Below are 18241 nucleotides of genomic sequence, written 5' to 3'. Positions count from 1 at the left end.
AACGGATTCTCAAATAATAAAACTTAGCGGCGCTGCTCGGTGAGTCGGCCTGCCCACTGAATCGCCACTAGCAAGGGCACCACCATCACCAGAAATATCAGCGTGTAGGCTGAGCCGATTTCAAGGCGCATCGAGGCATAGCTGTCGGCTAAGCCGACCGGTAGCGTTTTGGTTAATGGGGTATGCAGCATCCAGGTAATGTTGAATTCACCGATCGATAGGGTGACCACCATCAGCGCCCCCGCCAAAATACCGCTCATACAGTTGGGGATGACCACCCCGAAAAAGCGTTGCCGAAAACTGGCGCCTAAGCTGGCGGCGGCTTCTTCCAGTTGGGGAAGCTTGGCGGTTTGCATCACGGAGAGCACCGCGCGCACCATAAAGGGCAAGGTAAACAGCACATGGCCAACAAGAATAAATAGCCAGCTGCCACGAAATTCACGGTAGCTGCCATAGGCAAGCAGTAGGGCAAGCGCGGTGGCCAGCCCAGGCACGGCAACTGGTAGCAGTAGGAGTTCTTCAAGCGCATTGGCCCAGCGGCGACGGCTGCGCAGCAGGCCATAGGCGGCGGGTACGCCAATCAGGATAGTGATCAATAAGCAGGCCAGCGCCAGTTTAATTGAGAGCCAGATGGTATCGGCGTAGAGCTGCCACACCTCATCCACCCAGCGCAGGGTCAGGCCACTCTCAAGGCCGACAAAGTAGTTTTCGGTCAGCCCCGCCATGACCGACATGGCGACGGGCACGATCATGAACAGGCACACCAGCAGGGTGAAGCCCAATTGCAGCGTGAAGCGTAGGCGAGATTTCATACCGAGGCTCCCAAGTTGCCGCCAGCCAGCCTGCGGGCAAGACTCAATGCCATCCAGGTGATCACGCCCAATACCACTGAAAGCGCGGCTGCCATGGCGAAGTTAGCGTAGTTGGTGAATTCGCCGTAGATATTGAGTGGCAGAATGCTCAATCGCGTGCCCAGGGTAAACGCCGTACCAAAGGCGCCCATGCTGGTGGCAAAGCAGATGGCACCGGTTGAGAGCAGCGCGGGAGCAATGCCGGGTACGATGACGTCTTTGGTGACCTGCCAGGTGTTAGCACCTAACGAGCGAGCTGCCTCTTCAAGGCTTCTATCCAGGTTGTCGCAGGCAGCCATCACAGTGGTGATAACGCGAGGAATGGAGAAGTAAAGGTAACCAATAAATAGCCCGGCCAGTGAGTAGGCGAACATCCAGCGCTCGCCAAACAGCCACAGGCTGGTCTGCGCCAAGGCACCTTGACGCCCTCCCAGCATGATGACCAAAAAGCCCACCACCACGCCTGGGAAAGCCAGCGGAAAGGTGAGGATAGCCACTAGTATGGACTTGCCAAAAAAACGCTGGCGGGCGAGAAAAAATCCGGCAACGCCCGCAATAGCAACCGCTACCAGTGACACTACCAGCGAAAGACCAACGGTGGTCGCCAGGCTGATTAAGTACTGACGATGGGTAAGAATAGTCAGGTAAGCGCTAATACCGCTGCTTGGATCAGCCTCGGCGCCCATCATGATCAGACGCGAAAAAGGCAGTAGCCAAAAGGCGCAGAAAATCACCAGGGCAGGCAGTAAGGCGAACAACGCGATAAGGCGTTTACGCCGGGCTGGGCCTACCATCGTCGATGGTCGACTTAGGTAAGAAGCAGCCCCGGAGGGCTGCTTGGATGCCGCTGTCATGATTAACGAACCTCCGACAGATACCGCTCAGAGAAGCTACGTTGAGCAGCCGCCATAGCGGGGTAGTCAAGTGCCTCGGCGCGGGCATACTCGCTATCGGGCAGAAAGACTTCGCGTGCTTCGGGGGAAATGGCGCTGGCGCGCACGGGACGTAGGTAAGCATCTGCCCATACCGCTTGGCCTTGATCAGACAGCACGAAATCAAGCACTTGCTGACCGTTTTCGGGGTTAGGGCCATCTTTTACCAGGCTCATAACATAGGGCACTACCACGCTGCCCTCTTCGGGAATCACAAACTCTACATTGCCACCATCGCTATGGCGTGCGCGGTAAGCGTTGAAGTCATAATCGAGGAGAATCGGGATCTCACCAGAAAGTACTCGCGCATAGCTGGTTTGCTTGGGCACAATCGGGTTGTTTTCGGCGAGCTGATTGAAGTAGTCGATCGCCGGAGTGAAGTCATTAAGATCGCCACCCATGGCTAGGTTGACCGCCACGGCCCCGACGTAGCCAACAAAGGCGCTGGCCGGGTCAAGGTAACCCACCATGCCGCGATACTCGGGCTTGAGCAGATCTTCCCAGGAAGTGGGCACCGGCGCGCCATCCAAGGCGTCAACGTTGACCATAAAACCGAGGGTACCAGAGTGAATGGCAAACCAGTTGCCTTCGGGGTCTTTTAGACCTTCAGGAATCTCATCCCAGTGTTCGGGCTGGTAGGGCGCCACTACGTCCTCTTCCATGGCTTGAATGCCGAAGGTCACCCCGTAGTAAACGACATCGGCCACCGGGCTACTGGCTTCGGCAACCAATTGGGCTAAGGATTGGCCGGAGTTCTTGTTGTCTTGCGGCACGCGAATGCCGGTCTCCTGTTCGATCAAACGCAACTGAGTGCCCCAGTCCGCCCACTCAGGCGGGCAGTTGTAGCAGATAGCGTTGTCGCTTGACTGGGCAGTGGCGACCCCTGACGCACTGATAACCGCCGTGGCCAGTAACGCTTGATAAAGATGCTTAAGGTTCATGCGTTTAAGACTCATACCAAGTTCCTCTATAAAGTGCTTAACGTGGACTTGCGGGATGCCGGGATTCCGACACTTTCGCCCTTACGCAATGCGTGGGGCAGGGGAGCGGGCGTGCATTTTTCTCCCCGAATCATGGCTAACAAGGTGTGAACCGCGGTGCGCCCAATGTCGGCGCGAGGCTGCTCAATGGTGCATAGCGATGGGTAGAGGTGCTTGCCTAAGGCAATGCCATCAAAGCCCATCACAGAAAGGTCGCCAGGCACGTTAAAACCTGCGCGTTGTAATTCGCCCATCAGGCTGATGGCGAGCAGATCATTGGTACAGATCACCGCGCTGAGAGCCTCTGGCCCTTGCAGTGCAGGTGTTAGGCTTTTCAGGTCAGCTTGGGTATGGCGGGTCATCTCAACCAACGGGCGTGCGATCAGGCCTGCCTCGCGGATAGCGTGGCAGTAACCGTCAAAGCGCTGCCGGGCGCGGTCTGATTGCAGCAGCGGGCCAGCGACCATGCCAATGCGCTCATGACCCAGGGTGATTAAATGGCGGGTGGCATCAGCGCTGGCAGCGCGGTTATCGACGCCAATAGAGGGAAAACCACTTTTCCCTGGCGGGTTGTAAACTAGTAAGCACGGGGTGGTTTCCAAGCGCAGCGTGTTCAGCACGGCACTGTTATCCGCTTCAGCCACGGTCAGCACCAAGCCGTCCACGCGCTGGCGCAGCATCTCCTCAACAATGTCACCCTCGCGGCTGGGCGAGTATTCGCTGGTGGTAACGATCAGTGAGTAGCCAGACGCGCGGGCGGCCACTTCCATGGCTTGTAGCTGCTCGGCGAATACGGGGTTATCGAGACTGGGCACCATCACGCCAATCATCTGTGTCGCTTGAGAGCGCAGCTGTTGGGCGATTTTATTTGGCCTAAACGCTAACTGCTGGGCAGCGTTAAACACTTTTTCACGGGTAGCGGGGCGTACCAAGTCGGGGTTTGAAAAAGCCCGCGCCGCGGTTGCCCGAGAGACTCCTGCGAGTTTGGCCACACTAAGTAAATCTGCCATGGAAATACCTGTTATGAATGCAATGAGATCGATCTCATTTATTAGGTGTCAGCCTAGAGATGGCGTATGACGAATTGATGGCAATAAAAAGTATTTTTGATTATTAAGGGCAGCAGCGTGCTTAAGCGGAGATTGAACACATTGCACCGCTTAGCCCCTCCCGCTAAAGTCTCGCTCTTGTTCACCTGGACGAGACTTCTTTATGGCTACACTGATGATTCAAGGCACCACCTCGGATGCGGGTAAAAGCACTGTGGTGGCTGCCCTTTGCCGCGCGCTGGCAAGGCGTGGAGTATCGGTGGCGCCATTTAAACCCCAGAATATGGCATTGAATAGCGCCGTGACTGAGGACGGCGGCGAGATTGGCCGTTCCACGGCGTTACAGGCGCAAGCCTGCTATTTAGCGTCCCACAGTGATATGAACCCGGTACTGTTAAAGCCGGAAACCGATCGTGGCGCCCAGGTGATTTTACGCGGCAAAGTGCATGGCCATATGGATGCGCTGGATTACCACGCCTATAAACGCACCGCGAAAGAGAGCGTGATGGCGGCATGGCAGGCGTTGGAAAACCGCTTTGATGTCATTATTGCCGAAGGGGCGGGCAGCCCTGCTGAGATCAACCTACGCGAGGGGGATATCGCCAATATGGGCTTTGCCGAAGCGGCTGACTGTCCAGTGATACTGGTGGGCGATATTGACCGCGGTGGGGTATTCGCCCAATTGGTAGGTACGTTGGCGCTGTTGAGCGAGAGCGAACAGGCGCGTACCAAAGGCTTTATTATCAACCGCTTTCGAGGTGATATAGCGCTGCTTAAGCCGGGGCTTGAATGGTTGGAGGAGCGTACGGGAAAACCCGTATTCGGAACACTGCCTTATCTGCAGGGGCTAGTACTCGATGCTGAAGATAGCATTGGTTTAACCCACGCCGAAAAGGCTAGCCAGACACTTAACGTGATCGTTCCGGCGCTACCGCGCATCAGTAACCATACTGACTTCGATCCGCTGCGGTTGCACCCACAGGTATCGCTGACCTTTGTGGGGCCCGGCCAGCCGATACCCGCCGCCGATGTGGTCATTCTGCCCGGTAGTAAAAGTACCGCGAGCGATTTGGCGTGGTTAAAGCAACAGGGCTGGGATAACGCCATTCAGCGCCACCTGCGCTACGGCGGCAAGGTGTTAGGTATTTGCGGTGGCTTTCAAATGCTGGGCGAATGGGTGGATGACCCTGATGGTCTGGAGGGTAAGCCAGTAAAAGTGGCGGGCTTGGGCTTGTTGCCGCTGACCACCCGAATGGTGGCAGGCAAACAGCTACGCAATGTTCGCGGCGTGACCGTTGCTGAAGGGGTAACCGTCACCGGATATGAAATTCATAATGGCGTAAGTGAAGGGCAGGCGCTTAACGCGCCATTATTTGACATAGAAGGCCGACCAGAAGGCGCCGTCAGTGAGGATGGCCAAATAATCGGTACTTACCTGCACGGGTTATTTGACCACCCGGAGGCCTGCCAAGCCCTACTGAAGCAGTTGGGACTCGTTAATGGAGAGCAGAGCGATTATCAAGCTCACCGAGAACGTGAGCTTGACCGTTTAGCCGATATGCTGGAAGCCCATATCGATATTGAGGCGGTTATTGCGCTGATTGATGCGGGCGCTTCGCCATCACAGTGATTTCAATACTGCTTCCGCCGTAGAGGTTAGGGGATTCGGTGCAGGTGCGGGCAGGGTAGCGGCCAGGTTCAAAGTACTCCGCGTAAACAGTGTCCATGTCTTGGATAGCGTGTAGATCCGTGAGGTGGATATCCACCCGCACTATATCCGCTAAGCTGCCGCCTTCCATTTCAAGCATGCGCGATAGTGCGCGCATCACAAGGCGAGTCTCTTCTTTAACGTCGCCTTTGACTGCGTGGCCGTTAGAGAGATCGCCAACGGTCAGTCCTGAAATAAACACATAGTGATCATCGACTACCATGTGGCTACCGGGGAAGCTTGGTGTGGGCATGGTAGGGTCATTCATAAAGGTGGGCATGCTAGCTCCTTCTAAGTGATGTTCACGCTTACAGTTATCTTCGACAGATTGTTAACAGTAGTGTTCAGTATCAGTAAAAATGAATAGAGGACGCGTGAGGCATGTCGCGCTGTCAAAACGGCGATAATTACTCTAGGCTTGCGGCTTTTTAGTCGCTGAGGATGATTCATATGAAGGTCGTACACGTTAACGCAGAGGCCCAGCGCAACGCCTGTCTGGCGCGACTATGCGCTGAGGTATACGGGCAACAGGCTGGTCTAACGCCGCTGGTCGTGTTCACCGGCACCTGCAGTGTGTTATTTCCTCAGGAAGCCGCGCGACTGTTTGCTGCCGTTGACGGCCAGGGTAAACCCCAAGCGCTAGCGCTGCTAGTGCTGGACGAAGAAGGCGAGGGTATGACCGTGACCCACGCCTGCGCACTTGACCAGACAGATGCCCAGCAGCGTTTGATCAGCGAGCTTACTCTGAAAGCGCCGCTACGGGTCGAAGTGGATAACGCCGAACGAGAAGCGTTCTATCAAAAAAGTGGCATTAAGCGCTGGTTCGGCGGGGTGGATGGAAAGCGTATTGGCTTGGGCGCTCGCCACCCTGCCAAGAGTATTCGCGAATTAGCGCCTACCCTAGTGTTGGATGAAGCGCTTATCCTGCGCCGCTTTAAACATGACCCTAAGGCGTTTGAAACGGCCAAACAGGCATTTTTGAAGGGCTTAAACGATTTCCCGCAGTCGCTTTAATAGCCCTTAGGAAACGCTGCGTTCCAGTTTGTGCAACCAAGTTGCACGTTGTTGCCATGTTATTTACGTGTTGCCCCGATAAAATAAGCATCACGACTAGCTTATTAAAAGAAGGGAGAAGCTGCATGGCATTACCGATAATGGATAACAGTCAACGTTACGGTGCGATTAGCCGCTTGTTGCATTGGGGGATGGCGCTACTGTTTGCTTGGCAGTTTACGAGTGCCACGGCGCACTGGCTTTTTCCGGACACACCCTTTGAAGAGTTCTTCTGGGGAACCCATTACCCAGTGGGTGTATTGCTACTGACCTTAGTCGTACTGAGAGCGATATGGGCGTTGGCCAATGCATCGCGCCGTCCGCCATCGGTGAGCGTTATGGCAAAGTTGGGCCATCTTGTTCTCTACGGCTTGATGATGGTGATTCCGACGATTGCGCTTATTCGCCAGTACGGTTCGGGCCGCTCGCTTGAGGTGTTTGGCTTTACGCTGATGTCAGGTTTTGAAGGCGAGGAAATCACCTGGATGACAGATCTGGGCGGTTTGCTCCACGGTGAGCTAGGCTGGACATTGTTAGCGTTGATCGTAGGGCACATCGTGATGGCCATTTTGCATCGCAAGCTGACTCACCACGACGTGCTGACGCGCATGGCCAGATAATCAGACTACTTCTTTGCTAGCTCGCGCATGGCGGTTTCCAAACCCTCCATGGTCATGGGGTACATGCGGTCATCAATGATCTCGCGGATTAGTTGAGTAGAGTAGGTGTACTCCCATGCCCGGGGTGGCATCGGGTTAAGCCACGCCAGGCGGGGAAACGTTTCGCATAAACGCTTCAGCCACACGCCGCCCGCTTCGTCGTTAAAGTGCTCTACGCTACCGCCGGGGTGGGTGACCTCATAGGGCGACATGGCCGCGTCACCGACAATCACGACCTGGTAATCCGCACCGTAGGTGTGCAAAACATCCATGGTCGGGATCCGCTCGTTACCCCGACGCATATTGTTTCGCCAAACCCCTTCGTAAAGGCAGTTATGAAAGTAGTAGTGCTCAAGATGCTTGAACTCTGAACGGGCGGCAGAGAACAGTTCTTCGCAGACGCGAATATGATCATCCATCGAGCCGCCCACATCCAAAAATAGCAGCACTTTAACGGCGTTATGGCGCTCCGGGCGCATCTGAACGTTGAGTAGCCCGGCGTCCTTGGCAGTTTCGCGAATAGTGCTATCCACGTCAAACTCATCTAGCGCCCCTTGGCGGGCAAACTTGCGCAGGCGACGCAGCGCCATTTTGATATTGCGCGTGCCTAATTCCAGAGAATCATCGTAATCGCGGAAGCGTCGCTCGTCCCAGACCTTGGTGGCGCGGCGGTGGCGGGAGCCATCCTGACCAATGCGAATGCCTTCCGGGTTGTAGCCGTAGGCGCCAAAGGGGCTGGTGCCGCCGGTGCCGATCCATTTATTGCCGCCCGCGTGGCGCTCTTTTTGCTCCTCCAGGCGTTTTTTGAACGTCTCAATGAGTTCTTCGAGGCCGCCCAGGGATTCGATCTTGGCTTTCTCTTCGTCGGTAAGCTGCTTCTCAAACTCCCGGCGTAGCCAGTCATCGGGGATCAGCGCTTCAATGGCGGCGTCCATATCCTCAAGGCCTTTAAACCAGGCGGCGAAGGCACGATCAAAGCGGTCAAAGTGGCGTTCGTCTTTGACCATCACCGTGCGGGCCACCTGATAGAAGGCTTCCATATCGGCGAACACCACACCGCGTTCCACCACGGCGTGAAGATCCAGCAGCTCACGTAGCGATACCGGAACGCCCGCACGCTTTAGTGTTTCGAATAGGCCAATAAACATGGCTTAGCGGCCTGTGCCTTTTTGGCGACGGATCATAAACGCCAGGCGTTCCAGCAGTTGGGTGTCCTGCTCGTTTTTGACCAAGGCGCCGGCCATGGGTGGAAGTGCTTTGGACGGATCGCGGTTGTAGAGCGCCTCTTGAGCAATATTGTCAGCCATCAGTAGCTTGAGCCAGTCGACTAGTTCAGATGTGGAAGGCTTTTTCTTGAGGCCTGGCGCTTTACGTAGCTCGAAAAATACCTCTAAGGCTTCGCTGACCAGCTTGGGGGCGATATCCGGGAAGTGCACATCGACAATCGCCTGCATGGTCTCGCGGTCAGGGAACTCAATGTAGTGGAAAAAGCAGCGGCGTAGGAACGCGTCTGGCAGCTCTTTTTCATTATTCGAGGTAATAACAATAATCGGGCGCTGTTCGGCGCGAATGGTTTCGCCGGTTTCGTAAACGTGGAATTCCATACGATCCAGCTCTTGAAGGAGGTCGTTGGGGAATTCGATATCGGCCTTGTCGATCTCGTCGATCAGTAGCACCACCCGTTGATTGGCGGTAAAGGCTTCCCACAGCTTGCCGGGTTTGATGTAGTTGGCGACGTTTTCCACGCCTTCAACGCCTAGCTGAGAATCCCGCAGGCGGCTGACTGCATCGTACTCGTATAAGCCCTGGGCCGCCTTGGTGCTGGATTTGATATGCCAGGTAATCAACTGAGTATCGAGAGATTCAGCCAGCTCTTCAGCCAGCAGGGTTTTGCCGGTACCCGGCTCGCCTTTGATCAACAGCGGCCGCTCGAGCACCACGGCAGCATTCACCGCCTGCTTAAGCGCATCGGTTGCGATATAGGAAGAAGTGGAGTCAAACGCCATGGGAGGGCCTCGGCTTGTCGAAAGCGGGTTTATAAAAGGATAAACGGATTCAAACAAGTGTACGTGAGGGTCACCCTCAAGGCCAAGAGGTAGTGGTAGCTGGCTGGCATTCTGCACAACACTGTGCCGAGTGCAGGTTTCCGCGAGGGCGCTGTTAACCCATCCGTGGGCGCTACTTTCGCCATCCATGGCGAAAGACCCTCGCTTCAACCTGCCCTCGCACCGTGTTCTCAAGATATGTTGCAGTTATTTCCCAATCAAAAGCTTTGAAGTAGCTTTTTATCACCCCTGCCAATTCGGCGGCACTATGTCTTGGCGCTGCATTTGCCGGTATATCGTGGGCCTTGAAACCCCGAGAGCGCGAGCCACGGCGCTAATGTTCCAGTGCTGCTCCTTGAGCATTTCCAGCAATGTGTGATCGCTGTCGCTACCAGCGTCTGCAGGCAGGGGAGTTGCTTGCCGAGTGATGCGTTGGCTTAGGCACTGCTCAGGTAAGTCATGAACGGTGATTTCTTCGTTTTCTGAGGTGGCCAGTGCAAAGGCCAGCGCATTCTTTAGCTGACGGATATTACCGGGCCAGGCGTAAGCTAGTAGGGCGCTAATGGCATCGGCCCGCAGGCGCGGTGATTGGCTGGAGGCTCGCTCCTGGATGATGTCATCAAATACGCGGCGGATAACGTAGAGCTTATCGGCGCGGTCGCGTAGCGCGGGCAGGCGCAGTTGAGCCCCGTTAAGGCGGTAATAGAGGTCTTCGCGGAACTCACCCTGCTGGATCATCGAATCGATATTGCGATGAGTGGCGGTAATCACCCGAATATCAACCTTTTCAGGCTTATTGGCCCCAAGAGGCATCACTTCTCGCTCGGCCAGTACGCGCAGTAGGCGGGTTTGCAGGGCCAGCGGCATATCGCCGATTTCATCTAAAAACAGTGTGCCGCCGTGGGCTTGGGGAATCAGCCCGCGCATGCCTTTGGCGCGCCCGCCGGTAAAGGCGCCGGGCTCGTAACCAAACAGCTCGCTTTCGATCAGCGCTTCGGGAATGGCGGCACAGTTTACTGCGATAAAGGGGCCTTTAGATCGGTTGCCGCTGTCATGCAGAGCACGGGCAACGACCTCTTTGCCGGTGCCGGTTTCTCCGCTAATCAGCACATTGACGCTGGCTTCGTTGCGCAACCGTTCAGCCAGTTTCTGCACTTTGCGCATGGCGGGGTCGTCGGCGCCGAGGCGTACCAGTGGTTCCGGCAGGCTGGAGGCGAGAGGTTGTGCTTGCTGAGCAGGGCGCGGGCGGCGTGGCTCCAGCAGGCTAATAAAGTAGATCGTGTTATCGACCCTGGCGCGAAAAGCACGCAGTTGATCGTCGGTGGCGCTATTAATGCTGAGTACATCGGCGATCTCGCACTCGAATAGCTCCCCCAGCATTGGGGTGTGATGGGCTGACCAGGGTGGCCAACGGCGCTGGTGTTCACTTATCAGATCACGACCCACTGCGTTGGCAGCAATCACTTGCCCGTTCTCTTCAATGGCGATGAGTCCGCGCCCGTTTACATGCACGAACTCTCGCGAGGTATCCAGCCGCACCATCAGGCAGTCACGGTAGCGCTGGAGAAAATAGGCGTCCTCAATCATGCGTGCGTAGAGCGTTACCAGCGAGAGGCTGAAATTTTGACTCTCATGCTGGGTAGGCGATTGCAGCGCGGAGATATCCAGCACGGCCATGACGTTGCCTTGTGGGTCGGCGATGGGGGCGGCAGTACAGGTAAGCGAAATATGCGAGGCGTCGAAGTGCTCCTGGCGGTGGCAGATAATCGCCTGGCGATCATGCAGGCAGGTGCCTACGGCACAGGTGCCCGCAAAGCGTTCGTCCCAGTCAGCACCGAGATAAAGGCCTGCTTTGCGCAGTTGCTGGTCTTGGTTGGGATCGCCACGAAACTCAACGGTTATCCCGCGGTGGTCGGTGAGCAGTAGCACGTAGCCGAGTTGCGCAATTTGCTGATAAAGCTGGTCAACCCCGGCTCTTGCCACATGCAGGAGTTCATCCACGGATTCCCGGTGCTCAATCAGGATTTGCTGGGGCACTACCCGGGCTGGGCGTGGCTGGGTGGGATCGAGCTGGTACTCGTTTAGGCAGCGCAGCCAGGAACGCCGAATGGTTTGCTGGGCCGGTAGCTGCGGAACTTCCAGGCCTTCGCCGAGCTGGAAAATATGCTCAATATGCTGGCGCTGGACGGATTGCAGCCGTGCAGGCAGAGGCGATTGAGTAGGCATGGCGTAGTTCACCGTAGGGATTGTTATTGTCCTTCCAGCCTATGCGCTCTGGCGTGGGTGTCAACGCAGTGCTATTACGCCGTTAGTCGTGCGTTACACCTGTAACACCTAGCTGTAAACAGTGTGACAGGTGTCCACCTCCTCACTACGTCTTATCGCCGCTTCGTTTTATTAAATAACGTTATCTTTCAGTTGGTTGTAGTGGCTTTGTGTGTTTTGGCACGGCGGATGCTTGGAGTTGGGTGTCTCACAAGCAATTCAACAATAACAAACGATGGAGTTCTCGCTATGTCACAGACACCGACACAAACACATCAAACCGCCACGGCGACTGTCCAAGGGTGGCTGAGTGATTTTGATAAAGCGCTGCAAGCCCAGGATATTCAGCGTGTTTTGTCGCTATTTAATGAGGAGTGCTACTGGCGCGACTTTGTAACCTTTACCTGGAATTTAAAAACCTGTGAGGGAAAAGATGCTATTCAGGCCTTGCTCAATGCCACCCTGGAGAACACACGTCCTTCGAACTGGCAGCTAGAAGGCGAAGCTACCCAAAACGGCGATATCAGTGAGGCGTGGTTTACCTTTGAGACCGCGGTCGCCAGCGGCAAAGGTTACCTGCGTCTAAAAGACGGCAAATGCTGGACGCTACTAACCACTATGCAGTCGCTTCATGACTACCCCGAACCGCGTAACCACAACCGCCCAAAAGGAGCTGAGCACGGGGCCAATAAACAGCGTGAAACCTGGTTAGAGTCACGGGAGCGCGAAGAGGCAGAGCTTGGCTATACCCAACAGCCTTACTGCGTAATCATCGGCGGAGGCCAAGGTGGGATTGGCCTTGGGGCGCGGCTGAAGCAGATGGGCGTGCCGACTATCATCATAGAGCGCAACGAGCGCGCTGGGGACTCCTGGCGCAAGCGCTATAAATCCCTCTGCCTGCACGACCCGGTTTGGTACGACCACCTTCCCTATATTCCTTTCCCAGAAAACTGGCCGGTGTTTGCGCCTAAAGACAAGGTGGGCGATTGGCTGGAAATGTACACAAAGGTGATGGAGCTCAATTATTGGACCTCCACTGAGTGTCAGAATGCACACTATGACGAAGCCGCAGGCGAGTGGGTGGTTAACGTTAAGCGCAATGGCGAAGAGATCACGTTACGCCCGAAGCAGCTGGTGATGGCCACCGGGATGTCGGGTATGCCCAATGTGCCGACATTTCCCGGCGCAGAGAGCTTCGCAGGCGAGCAGCAGCACTCCAGCCAACACCCTGGGCCAGATGCTTATGCGGGTAAGAAGTGCGTGATTGTGGGCTCGAATAACTCTGCTCACGATATTGCCGCGGCACTTTGGGAGCACGATGCCGATGTGACCATGCTGCAGCGTTCATCCACCCATATTGTGAAGTCGGACTCTTTGATGGAGGAAGTGCTGGGGCCGCTCTACTCCGAAGAGGCGGTGGCCAATGGCTTAACCCACGACAAGGCTGATCTGATTTTTGCCTCGATCCCCTACAAGGTGCTTCCGAATTTTCAGCGCCCGGCGTTTGAGGCAATCAAACAGCGCGACGCCGAGTTTTATCAGAAGCTGGAAGACGCGGGCTTTCTGCTCGATTTCGGTGACGATGACTCCGGGCTGTTCTTGAAGTACCTGCGCCGGGGCTCAGGTTATTACATCGACGTAGGCGCCTGCGACTTGGTGGCTAACGGCGATATCAAGTTGCGAAGCGGTGTGGGCATTGAGCGCATTAACCCCCACTCCATCACACTTACCGATGGCAGTGAGCTAGAGGCAGATTTGATCGTCTACGCCACCGGTTATGGCTCCATGAATGGCTGGGCGGCGCGGCTTATCTCTCAGGAAGTGGCGGATAAAGTCGGCAAGTGCTGGGGCCTGGGCTCTGACACCACCAAAGACCCCGGCCCTTGGGAGGGCGAGCTGCGTAATATGTGGAAACCCACCCAGCAAGAGGCGCTGTGGTTCCACGGCGGCAACCTGCACCAGTCGCGGCACTACTCACACTATTTAGCGCTGCAGTTAAAGGCACGCATGGAGGGACTGGAAACGTCTGTCTATGGGCTGCAGCCGGTTCATCATACGTCTTAACAGGAAGGGTAACCCATGAGTCAGTCAAGCATGCAGGCAGCGGTTTGGTACGCAGCAAAAGATTTACGCGTTGAGCAAGTTTCGGTTCCCACTATCAGCGGCCCCCATGAAGTGAAAGTGAAAGTGGCTGCCTGTGGTATTTGCGGCAGTGACTTACACGAGTATGCTGCCGGGCCGATTTTTATTCCGGTGGGCAAGCCGCACCCCATTAGCGGCGAACAGGCGCCGATCATTATGGGCCATGAGTTCGCTGGGGAAGTGGTAGAGGTCGGCGAGAAAGTCACGCGGGTGAAGGTAGGCGACCGCGTGGCGATTGAGCCGATCCTTTCCCCCAACAAGGATGGCGCTTATCAGATGGAGCGCTACAACCTCACGCCCTTGCTGGGCTTTCACGGCCTTTCGGGCGGTGGCGGCGGCTTTTCCGAGTTCACCGTGATGGGGGAACACATGGTGCACAAGCTGCCGGATGACCTCAGCTTCGAGCAGGGTGCACTGGTAGAGCCCGCGGCGGTAGCGCTGCATGCGGTGCGCCAAAGCTGCCTGAAAGCCGGGGATAGCGCGGTAGTTTTTGGCGCGGGGCCAATTGGCTTGATGACCATTGAAGCGCTAAAAGCCGCAGGCGCTGCTCAAATATATGCCGTTGAGGTCGCGCCTTCACGGAAAGCCAAAGCCGAAGCGTTAGGGGCCATTGTGGTTGACCCACAGCAGGAGGATGCGGTTACGAAGCTACAAGCCTTGAGTGGTGGCGGGGTAGACGTGGCGTTTGAAGTCACCGGCATTCCTGACGTGCTGAATCAGGCGTTGCACAGCACCCACGAAGGGGGCGAAGTGGTGGTGGTGAGTATCTGGGAAGGAGAGGCCAGCTTCCAGCCTAACGACCTAGTCATCAAAGAGCGCACCATGAAGGGCATTATTGCCTATCGCCATGTTTACCCAGCGGTAATGGCACTGATGCAGCGGGGCTACTTCCGCGCCGAGGACATGGTGACCCAGCGCATTCCACTGGCGGATATCGTGGAGGAGGGCTTTGAGGCACTGCTAAACGACAAAGCTCAAGTGAAAATCATCGTGACACCCAACCACTAATCTGAGGATTCCGAAGCGTAAACAAACGCATATGATGCTTTGTGATGCAAAAAGACCTCAAAGCGCGCAATGCTGGTGCATTTTGTTTGCTGCAGTGCGTCGGAGGTTGATGCTAGTGAAGTGGTTTTTTATTAACTATTTGATTTTTAATGATATTTAAAAAAGTGGCACGCAGATCGCAATGTATATGGCAAAGGATGAGTGAATAGAGAGGCGTAATTAACTATCTGGCTTCTTTTCCTTCTTCATCCACGTTGCTACCGGCTGGTAGCAACAAACCGAGTGAGCTGGCGTGCTCCACCTGGTCCCCTTCGGGGGACTTTTTTTTGTGCCCGGATTTTATGCCTGAGTTTATGCAAGAGTTTTATGCCAGAACTTTACGCATAGGAAAAACTATCAGGGTGCAGTTTCTTATAACAATATTTTACAAGCAATTTGGAAACAGTGTTCGTATACTATACTCTGTACAGGTAAGTTGGATAGCAAGTACCGCAATCCCCAAGCGCAAGGAACTGCGCGCTGCATAGAGGATGACCCTTATGAGTAATATGAAACTGATTTCTGCTGCTGTAATCACTGCCGGTTTCGCACTGGCAAGCCAGGCGGCTCTCGCTTATAACGCTGGCGATGTATTCGTTCGTGGTGGTGTTGCCCAAACGGATACGGGGTCAGGTAATGGCAATCTGAATGGTGATTCACTGAACGTGCAGAGCGCTCGCGGCTTCACCTTTGGTGCTGGTTATCTGTTTACTGATAAGGTTGGCGTTGAACTCAACAGCTCTGAGAAGTTCGAGCACGATCTGAACACCTCTGCCTTAGGCGATGTGGGTAGTGTTGATCGTCTACCTGTTAATCTACTCGTGAATTACTACCCGATGGGTGGCCTGGATTCACGTGTACAGCCTTACGTTGGTGCTGGCCTTAACTACACACGCTTCTCTGGTGAGCCGAGTGGTGTGAATGTTGATGAAAGCTACGGCGCGATCGGCCAAGTAGGGGTTGATCTGGCCGTGACTGATAATATTATGCTCAACGGTTACGCAAGCTACGCTGACGTGAACGCAGATATCAACGTCGGTGGTGAAGTTGACATCGAACCCGTCACCATTGGCGGTGGTGTTACTTACCGCTTCTAAGTTTTACTAGACATTAGCTTTACTGGATTTTAGCTTTGCCTGGGTTTTAGTTTTGCTAAGTCTTCTGAAATATCACTACGCCCGGCCTTGAGCCGGGCGTAGTGCGTTGTAGAGTGCCGATTAGCAAGACGTTACAGAGGGCTTATGGCGTTAAGTTATCAAAGCCGCTCTCTGTCACTGCTACGTTATCTTCGATACGAATACCGCCACAGGATGAGAGTTGGTCGACCAACGGCCAGTTAATGGGCAGTGAGGTGTTGCGCAGCGGGTCGAGCAGCATGGCGATAAAATAGAGCCCGGGTTCAATGGTAACGACCATGCCAGGGCGCAGCGTGCGCGTCAGCCGTAGCGCTGGGTGCTGCTCTGGCGCAGGGGCGGGCGTGCCATCCGGGTGGCGTAATCCGGCCACATCATGCACTTGAAGGCCCAGCGAGTGGCCCAGTCCATGAGGGCAGAATACCCGCGTAACGCCCTCGGCAACCGCTTGTTCTACGGTGCCTTTAAACAGATCATTAGCCACCAATATTTCACCCAGGTGGTGATGCATCTGCTCGTGCAGTGCTAAAAAGTTAATGCCTGGGGCTACGCCTTTGACTAACTCATCTTTCAGCCCATGCATGGCGGTGACCAGTTCGCCAAACGCGACGGGGGCATCGGGGCCAGCGTATGTGCGGGTAATATCGGCGCAGTAACCCCGAAAGCGGCGACCCGCATCCACTAGCAGGCTATAGCGCTGTTTAGGCGCGTTAAGGTCGTAGTGTTGATAATGCAGCACGCCAGCATGCTCATTTAAACCAATAATATTTTGGTAGGGCACGTTTGACTCGCGCTGGCGACTCGCTGCTAAGTACGCCAGCTGAATATCCAGCTCACCGGCGGCGCCGATAAAGGCGGCCTGGGATGCCTGATGGCCCGCTATCGCTAAACGGTTGGCTTCACGGATACAGGCGATCTCATAGGGCGTCTTAAACAGCCGTAATTCATCAAGGGCATACACTATGCGCTCAGGGTGATGCTCAGCTTTTAGCGCCTGCTGGGTGCTGATGGGAAGACGCTCGATATCGCCAATAACGGCGGCATTTCCCGAAAGCGGTGGGGAGATTTTCTCGCTGCATAAGTGGATATCAAACGCCTCTACCCAGGGCTCATCGGGTAGCTGAGTGGGCTGGTGCCAAAAGTCGGCGGGCGCATACAAGTAGAGCTGGGGGCGCTTTCCTGGCTGAATAATCAGCCAGCTATGCTGCACATCGGCTAAACCCACCCAGTGCATGAAGTGCCCGTACGCCTGAAAAGGAGGGGCGTGGTCATCTGCAAAATGGTCGTTGGCATGGCCACTGTAAATTGCCAGGTTATCGAGCCCGTGGTCGGTCAAAATATCCGAATAAGCGCGCTGTAGGTGCGCTATATGCTCGCGTTGCAGGTTAAATAGGGTGGTTGACATACAAAGCTGTGCCCTCTCTTAAGTAAGCTTTCTCAAATGGGGTCATACACGGGGCGGCGCAAGTTCGCTCCACAGGCTATCCAGCTCCGCGTGGCGATGATTTTGATGACGGTATAGCCGTAGCTCCATAGGCACATCCCAGCGACTATCGCCTGCTCTTACCAGCGTGCCTTGAGCAAGCTCTGCCGCGACGTTGCGTTCTGGCAGCCAACTCATGCCGTAGCCAAGTAGCACCAGCTCTTTAATACCCGCCGCGTAGAGATTTTCACTCTGTGCAGTTAAATAGGTGGTTTGGGGGAGCCTGGCTAGGTGTGCTTTAACCGCAGACCCCAACAACCCACGCTTGGGGTAGGCAAGCCAAGGCAGCGGTTGATGGCGCGAGCCAGGCAGCAGTGCGTTCGGTTCTCCCTCTGGGTTTAACCCAGTCACTGGAATCAGTCGTTCATGCCCAATCACACGATAATTGCAGGCGCTGGTGTCGATCTCCAGGTCGCAGCGCCCAATTGGCCAGTAACAGATAGCCAGGTCGCACTCGGCACGCGCTAAGGCTTGAAAGTAGTCATTGGCCACCCAGCCGGTCGCCCGCAAATACGGCTGTACGCGATCTTGCCACCCCGTAGACGCCAACCATTCCGGTAAAAAATGCGGCAATAGGCTCTGCGGTGCTGCGACCATAATGCGCCGCTGCTGGCCAGCGTTAATTTCGCGCACCCGGTCACGGGTCAGCCGCACCCGGTCGGTCACCTGTTCGCACAGGGTCAAAAACTCCTCCCCGGCCGGGGTGAGTGAGAGCGGTAGCGTTTGACGATTAATCAGCGTTACGCCCATCTCCTCCTCAAGCAGTTTAATCCGCCGGGAGAAGGTGGGTTGCGTAACGTTTTGATCATCTGCTGCGCGTGAGAAGTGCCGCGTTCTGGCCAGGGCGATAAAATCTTCTAGCCAGCGAATTTCCATGCTCTACCTCTCAGCGCC

At 55.4% G+C, this 18241-nt stretch carries 16 protein-coding genes; 6 read left to right on the top strand and 10 right to left on the bottom strand.

What is annotated here, in order from left to right; all coding sequences use genetic code 11:
• Positions 1-23: 23 nt before the first annotated feature.
• The 4 genes from LMS44_RS13165 to LMS44_RS13150 are packed head-to-tail and all read right to left on the bottom strand — an operon-like array spanning position 24 to position 3773.
• Positions 24-812 carry an ABC transporter permease gene (locus tag LMS44_RS13165; RefSeq protein WP_022523128.1) on the bottom strand — a complete coding sequence of 263 codons (789 nt, stop codon included), beginning with the start codon at positions 810-812 and terminating at the stop codon, positions 24-26.
• A complete protein-coding gene (locus LMS44_RS13160; protein ID WP_498945333.1) occupies positions 809-1705 on the bottom strand; it encodes an ABC transporter permease in 897 nt (298 codons plus the stop codon). The genes LMS44_RS13165 and LMS44_RS13160 overlap by 4 nt, the downstream gene beginning before the upstream one ends.
• A gap of 2 nt (positions 1706-1707) precedes the next feature.
• Positions 1708-2739 (bottom strand): ABC transporter substrate-binding protein, encoded by a 1032-nt coding sequence (locus LMS44_RS13155; RefSeq protein WP_498945331.1) that lies wholly within the window; start codon positions 2737-2739, stop codon positions 1708-1710.
• A gap of 11 nt (positions 2740-2750) precedes the next feature.
• Positions 2751-3773 (bottom strand): LacI family DNA-binding transcriptional regulator, encoded by a 1023-nt coding sequence (locus LMS44_RS13150; protein ID WP_022523131.1) that lies wholly within the window; start codon positions 3771-3773, stop codon positions 2751-2753.
• Positions 3774-3975: 202 nt separating this feature from the next.
• Here LMS44_RS13150 and LMS44_RS13145 point away from each other — a divergent pair, with 202 nt between their 5' ends.
• Positions 3976-5442 (top strand): cobyric acid synthase, encoded by a 1467-nt coding sequence (locus tag LMS44_RS13145; protein WP_022523132.1) that lies wholly within the window; start codon positions 3976-3978, stop codon positions 5440-5442.
• On the opposite strand, the gene LMS44_RS13140 is transcribed toward LMS44_RS13145, so the two are convergent.
• On the bottom strand, positions 5402-5800 hold the full coding sequence (locus LMS44_RS13140) for a RidA family protein (protein WP_022523133.1): 399 nt from the start codon (positions 5798-5800) through the stop codon (positions 5402-5404). The two genes, LMS44_RS13145 and LMS44_RS13140, sit on opposite strands and share 41 nt — an antisense overlap.
• Before the next feature lie 170 nt (positions 5801-5970).
• Between LMS44_RS13140 and LMS44_RS13135 the strand changes: the two genes are divergently transcribed.
• Positions 5971-6534, top strand: a complete 564-nt coding sequence (locus LMS44_RS13135; RefSeq protein WP_022523134.1) for a hypothetical protein — start codon at positions 5971-5973, stop codon at positions 6532-6534.
• Positions 6535-6659: 125 nt separating this feature from the next.
• Positions 6660-7193: a cytochrome b gene (locus LMS44_RS13130; protein WP_022523135.1), complete on the top strand. Its 534-nt coding sequence runs from the start codon at positions 6660-6662 to the stop codon at positions 7191-7193.
• Positions 7194-7198: 5 nt separating this feature from the next.
• Here LMS44_RS13130 and LMS44_RS13125 read toward each other — a convergent pair whose 3' ends face one another.
• The 3 genes from LMS44_RS13125 to LMS44_RS13115 form a co-directional block, all read right to left on the bottom strand.
• Positions 7199-8380: a vWA domain-containing protein gene (locus tag LMS44_RS13125; protein ID WP_009287016.1), complete on the bottom strand. Its 1182-nt coding sequence runs from the start codon at positions 8378-8380 to the stop codon at positions 7199-7201.
• 3 nt (positions 8381-8383) lie between these two features.
• Positions 8384-9238, bottom strand: coding sequence for an AAA family ATPase (locus LMS44_RS13120; RefSeq protein WP_089692014.1), 855 nt, complete (start codon positions 9236-9238; stop codon positions 8384-8386).
• Positions 9239-9520: 282 nt separating this feature from the next.
• Positions 9521-11503: a sigma-54-dependent Fis family transcriptional regulator gene (locus tag LMS44_RS13115; RefSeq protein WP_022523138.1), complete on the bottom strand. Its 1983-nt coding sequence runs from the start codon at positions 11501-11503 to the stop codon at positions 9521-9523.
• Positions 11504-11791: 288 nt separating this feature from the next.
• On the opposite strand from LMS44_RS13115, the gene LMS44_RS13110 reads away from it, so the two are divergent.
• The 3 genes from LMS44_RS13110 to LMS44_RS13100 all read left to right on the top strand — a co-directional run bounded on the left by LMS44_RS13110 (position 11792) and on the right by LMS44_RS13100 (position 15828).
• Positions 11792-13606: an NAD(P)/FAD-dependent oxidoreductase gene (locus LMS44_RS13110; protein ID WP_498945327.1), complete on the top strand. Its 1815-nt coding sequence runs from the start codon at positions 11792-11794 to the stop codon at positions 13604-13606.
• Between the two features lie 15 nt (positions 13607-13621).
• Entirely contained in the window at positions 13622-14692 is a 1071-nt protein-coding gene (locus LMS44_RS13105) for a 2,3-butanediol dehydrogenase (protein WP_278371250.1), read from the top strand.
• A gap of 539 nt (positions 14693-15231) precedes the next feature.
• Positions 15232-15828, top strand: coding sequence for an OmpW/AlkL family protein (locus LMS44_RS13100; RefSeq protein WP_027957556.1), 597 nt, complete (start codon positions 15232-15234; stop codon positions 15826-15828).
• A gap of 142 nt (positions 15829-15970) precedes the next feature.
• Here LMS44_RS13100 and pepQ read toward each other — a convergent pair whose 3' ends face one another.
• A complete protein-coding gene (gene pepQ / locus LMS44_RS13095; RefSeq protein ID WP_138801272.1) occupies positions 15971-17269 on the bottom strand; it encodes a Xaa-Pro dipeptidase in 1299 nt (432 codons plus the stop codon).
• 42 nt (positions 17270-17311) lie between these two features.
• Positions 17312-18223: a LysR family transcriptional regulator gene (locus LMS44_RS13090; protein ID WP_138801271.1), complete on the bottom strand. Its 912-nt coding sequence runs from the start codon at positions 18221-18223 to the stop codon at positions 17312-17314.
• Between the last annotated feature and the right edge of the window lie 18 nt (positions 18224-18241).

This window comes from Halomonas profundus (genome assembly GCF_020865425.1).
Classification (GTDB): domain Bacteria; phylum Pseudomonadota; class Gammaproteobacteria; order Pseudomonadales; family Halomonadaceae; genus Vreelandella; species Vreelandella titanicae.
This window is presented reverse-complemented; position numbering and strand designations above follow the sequence as displayed.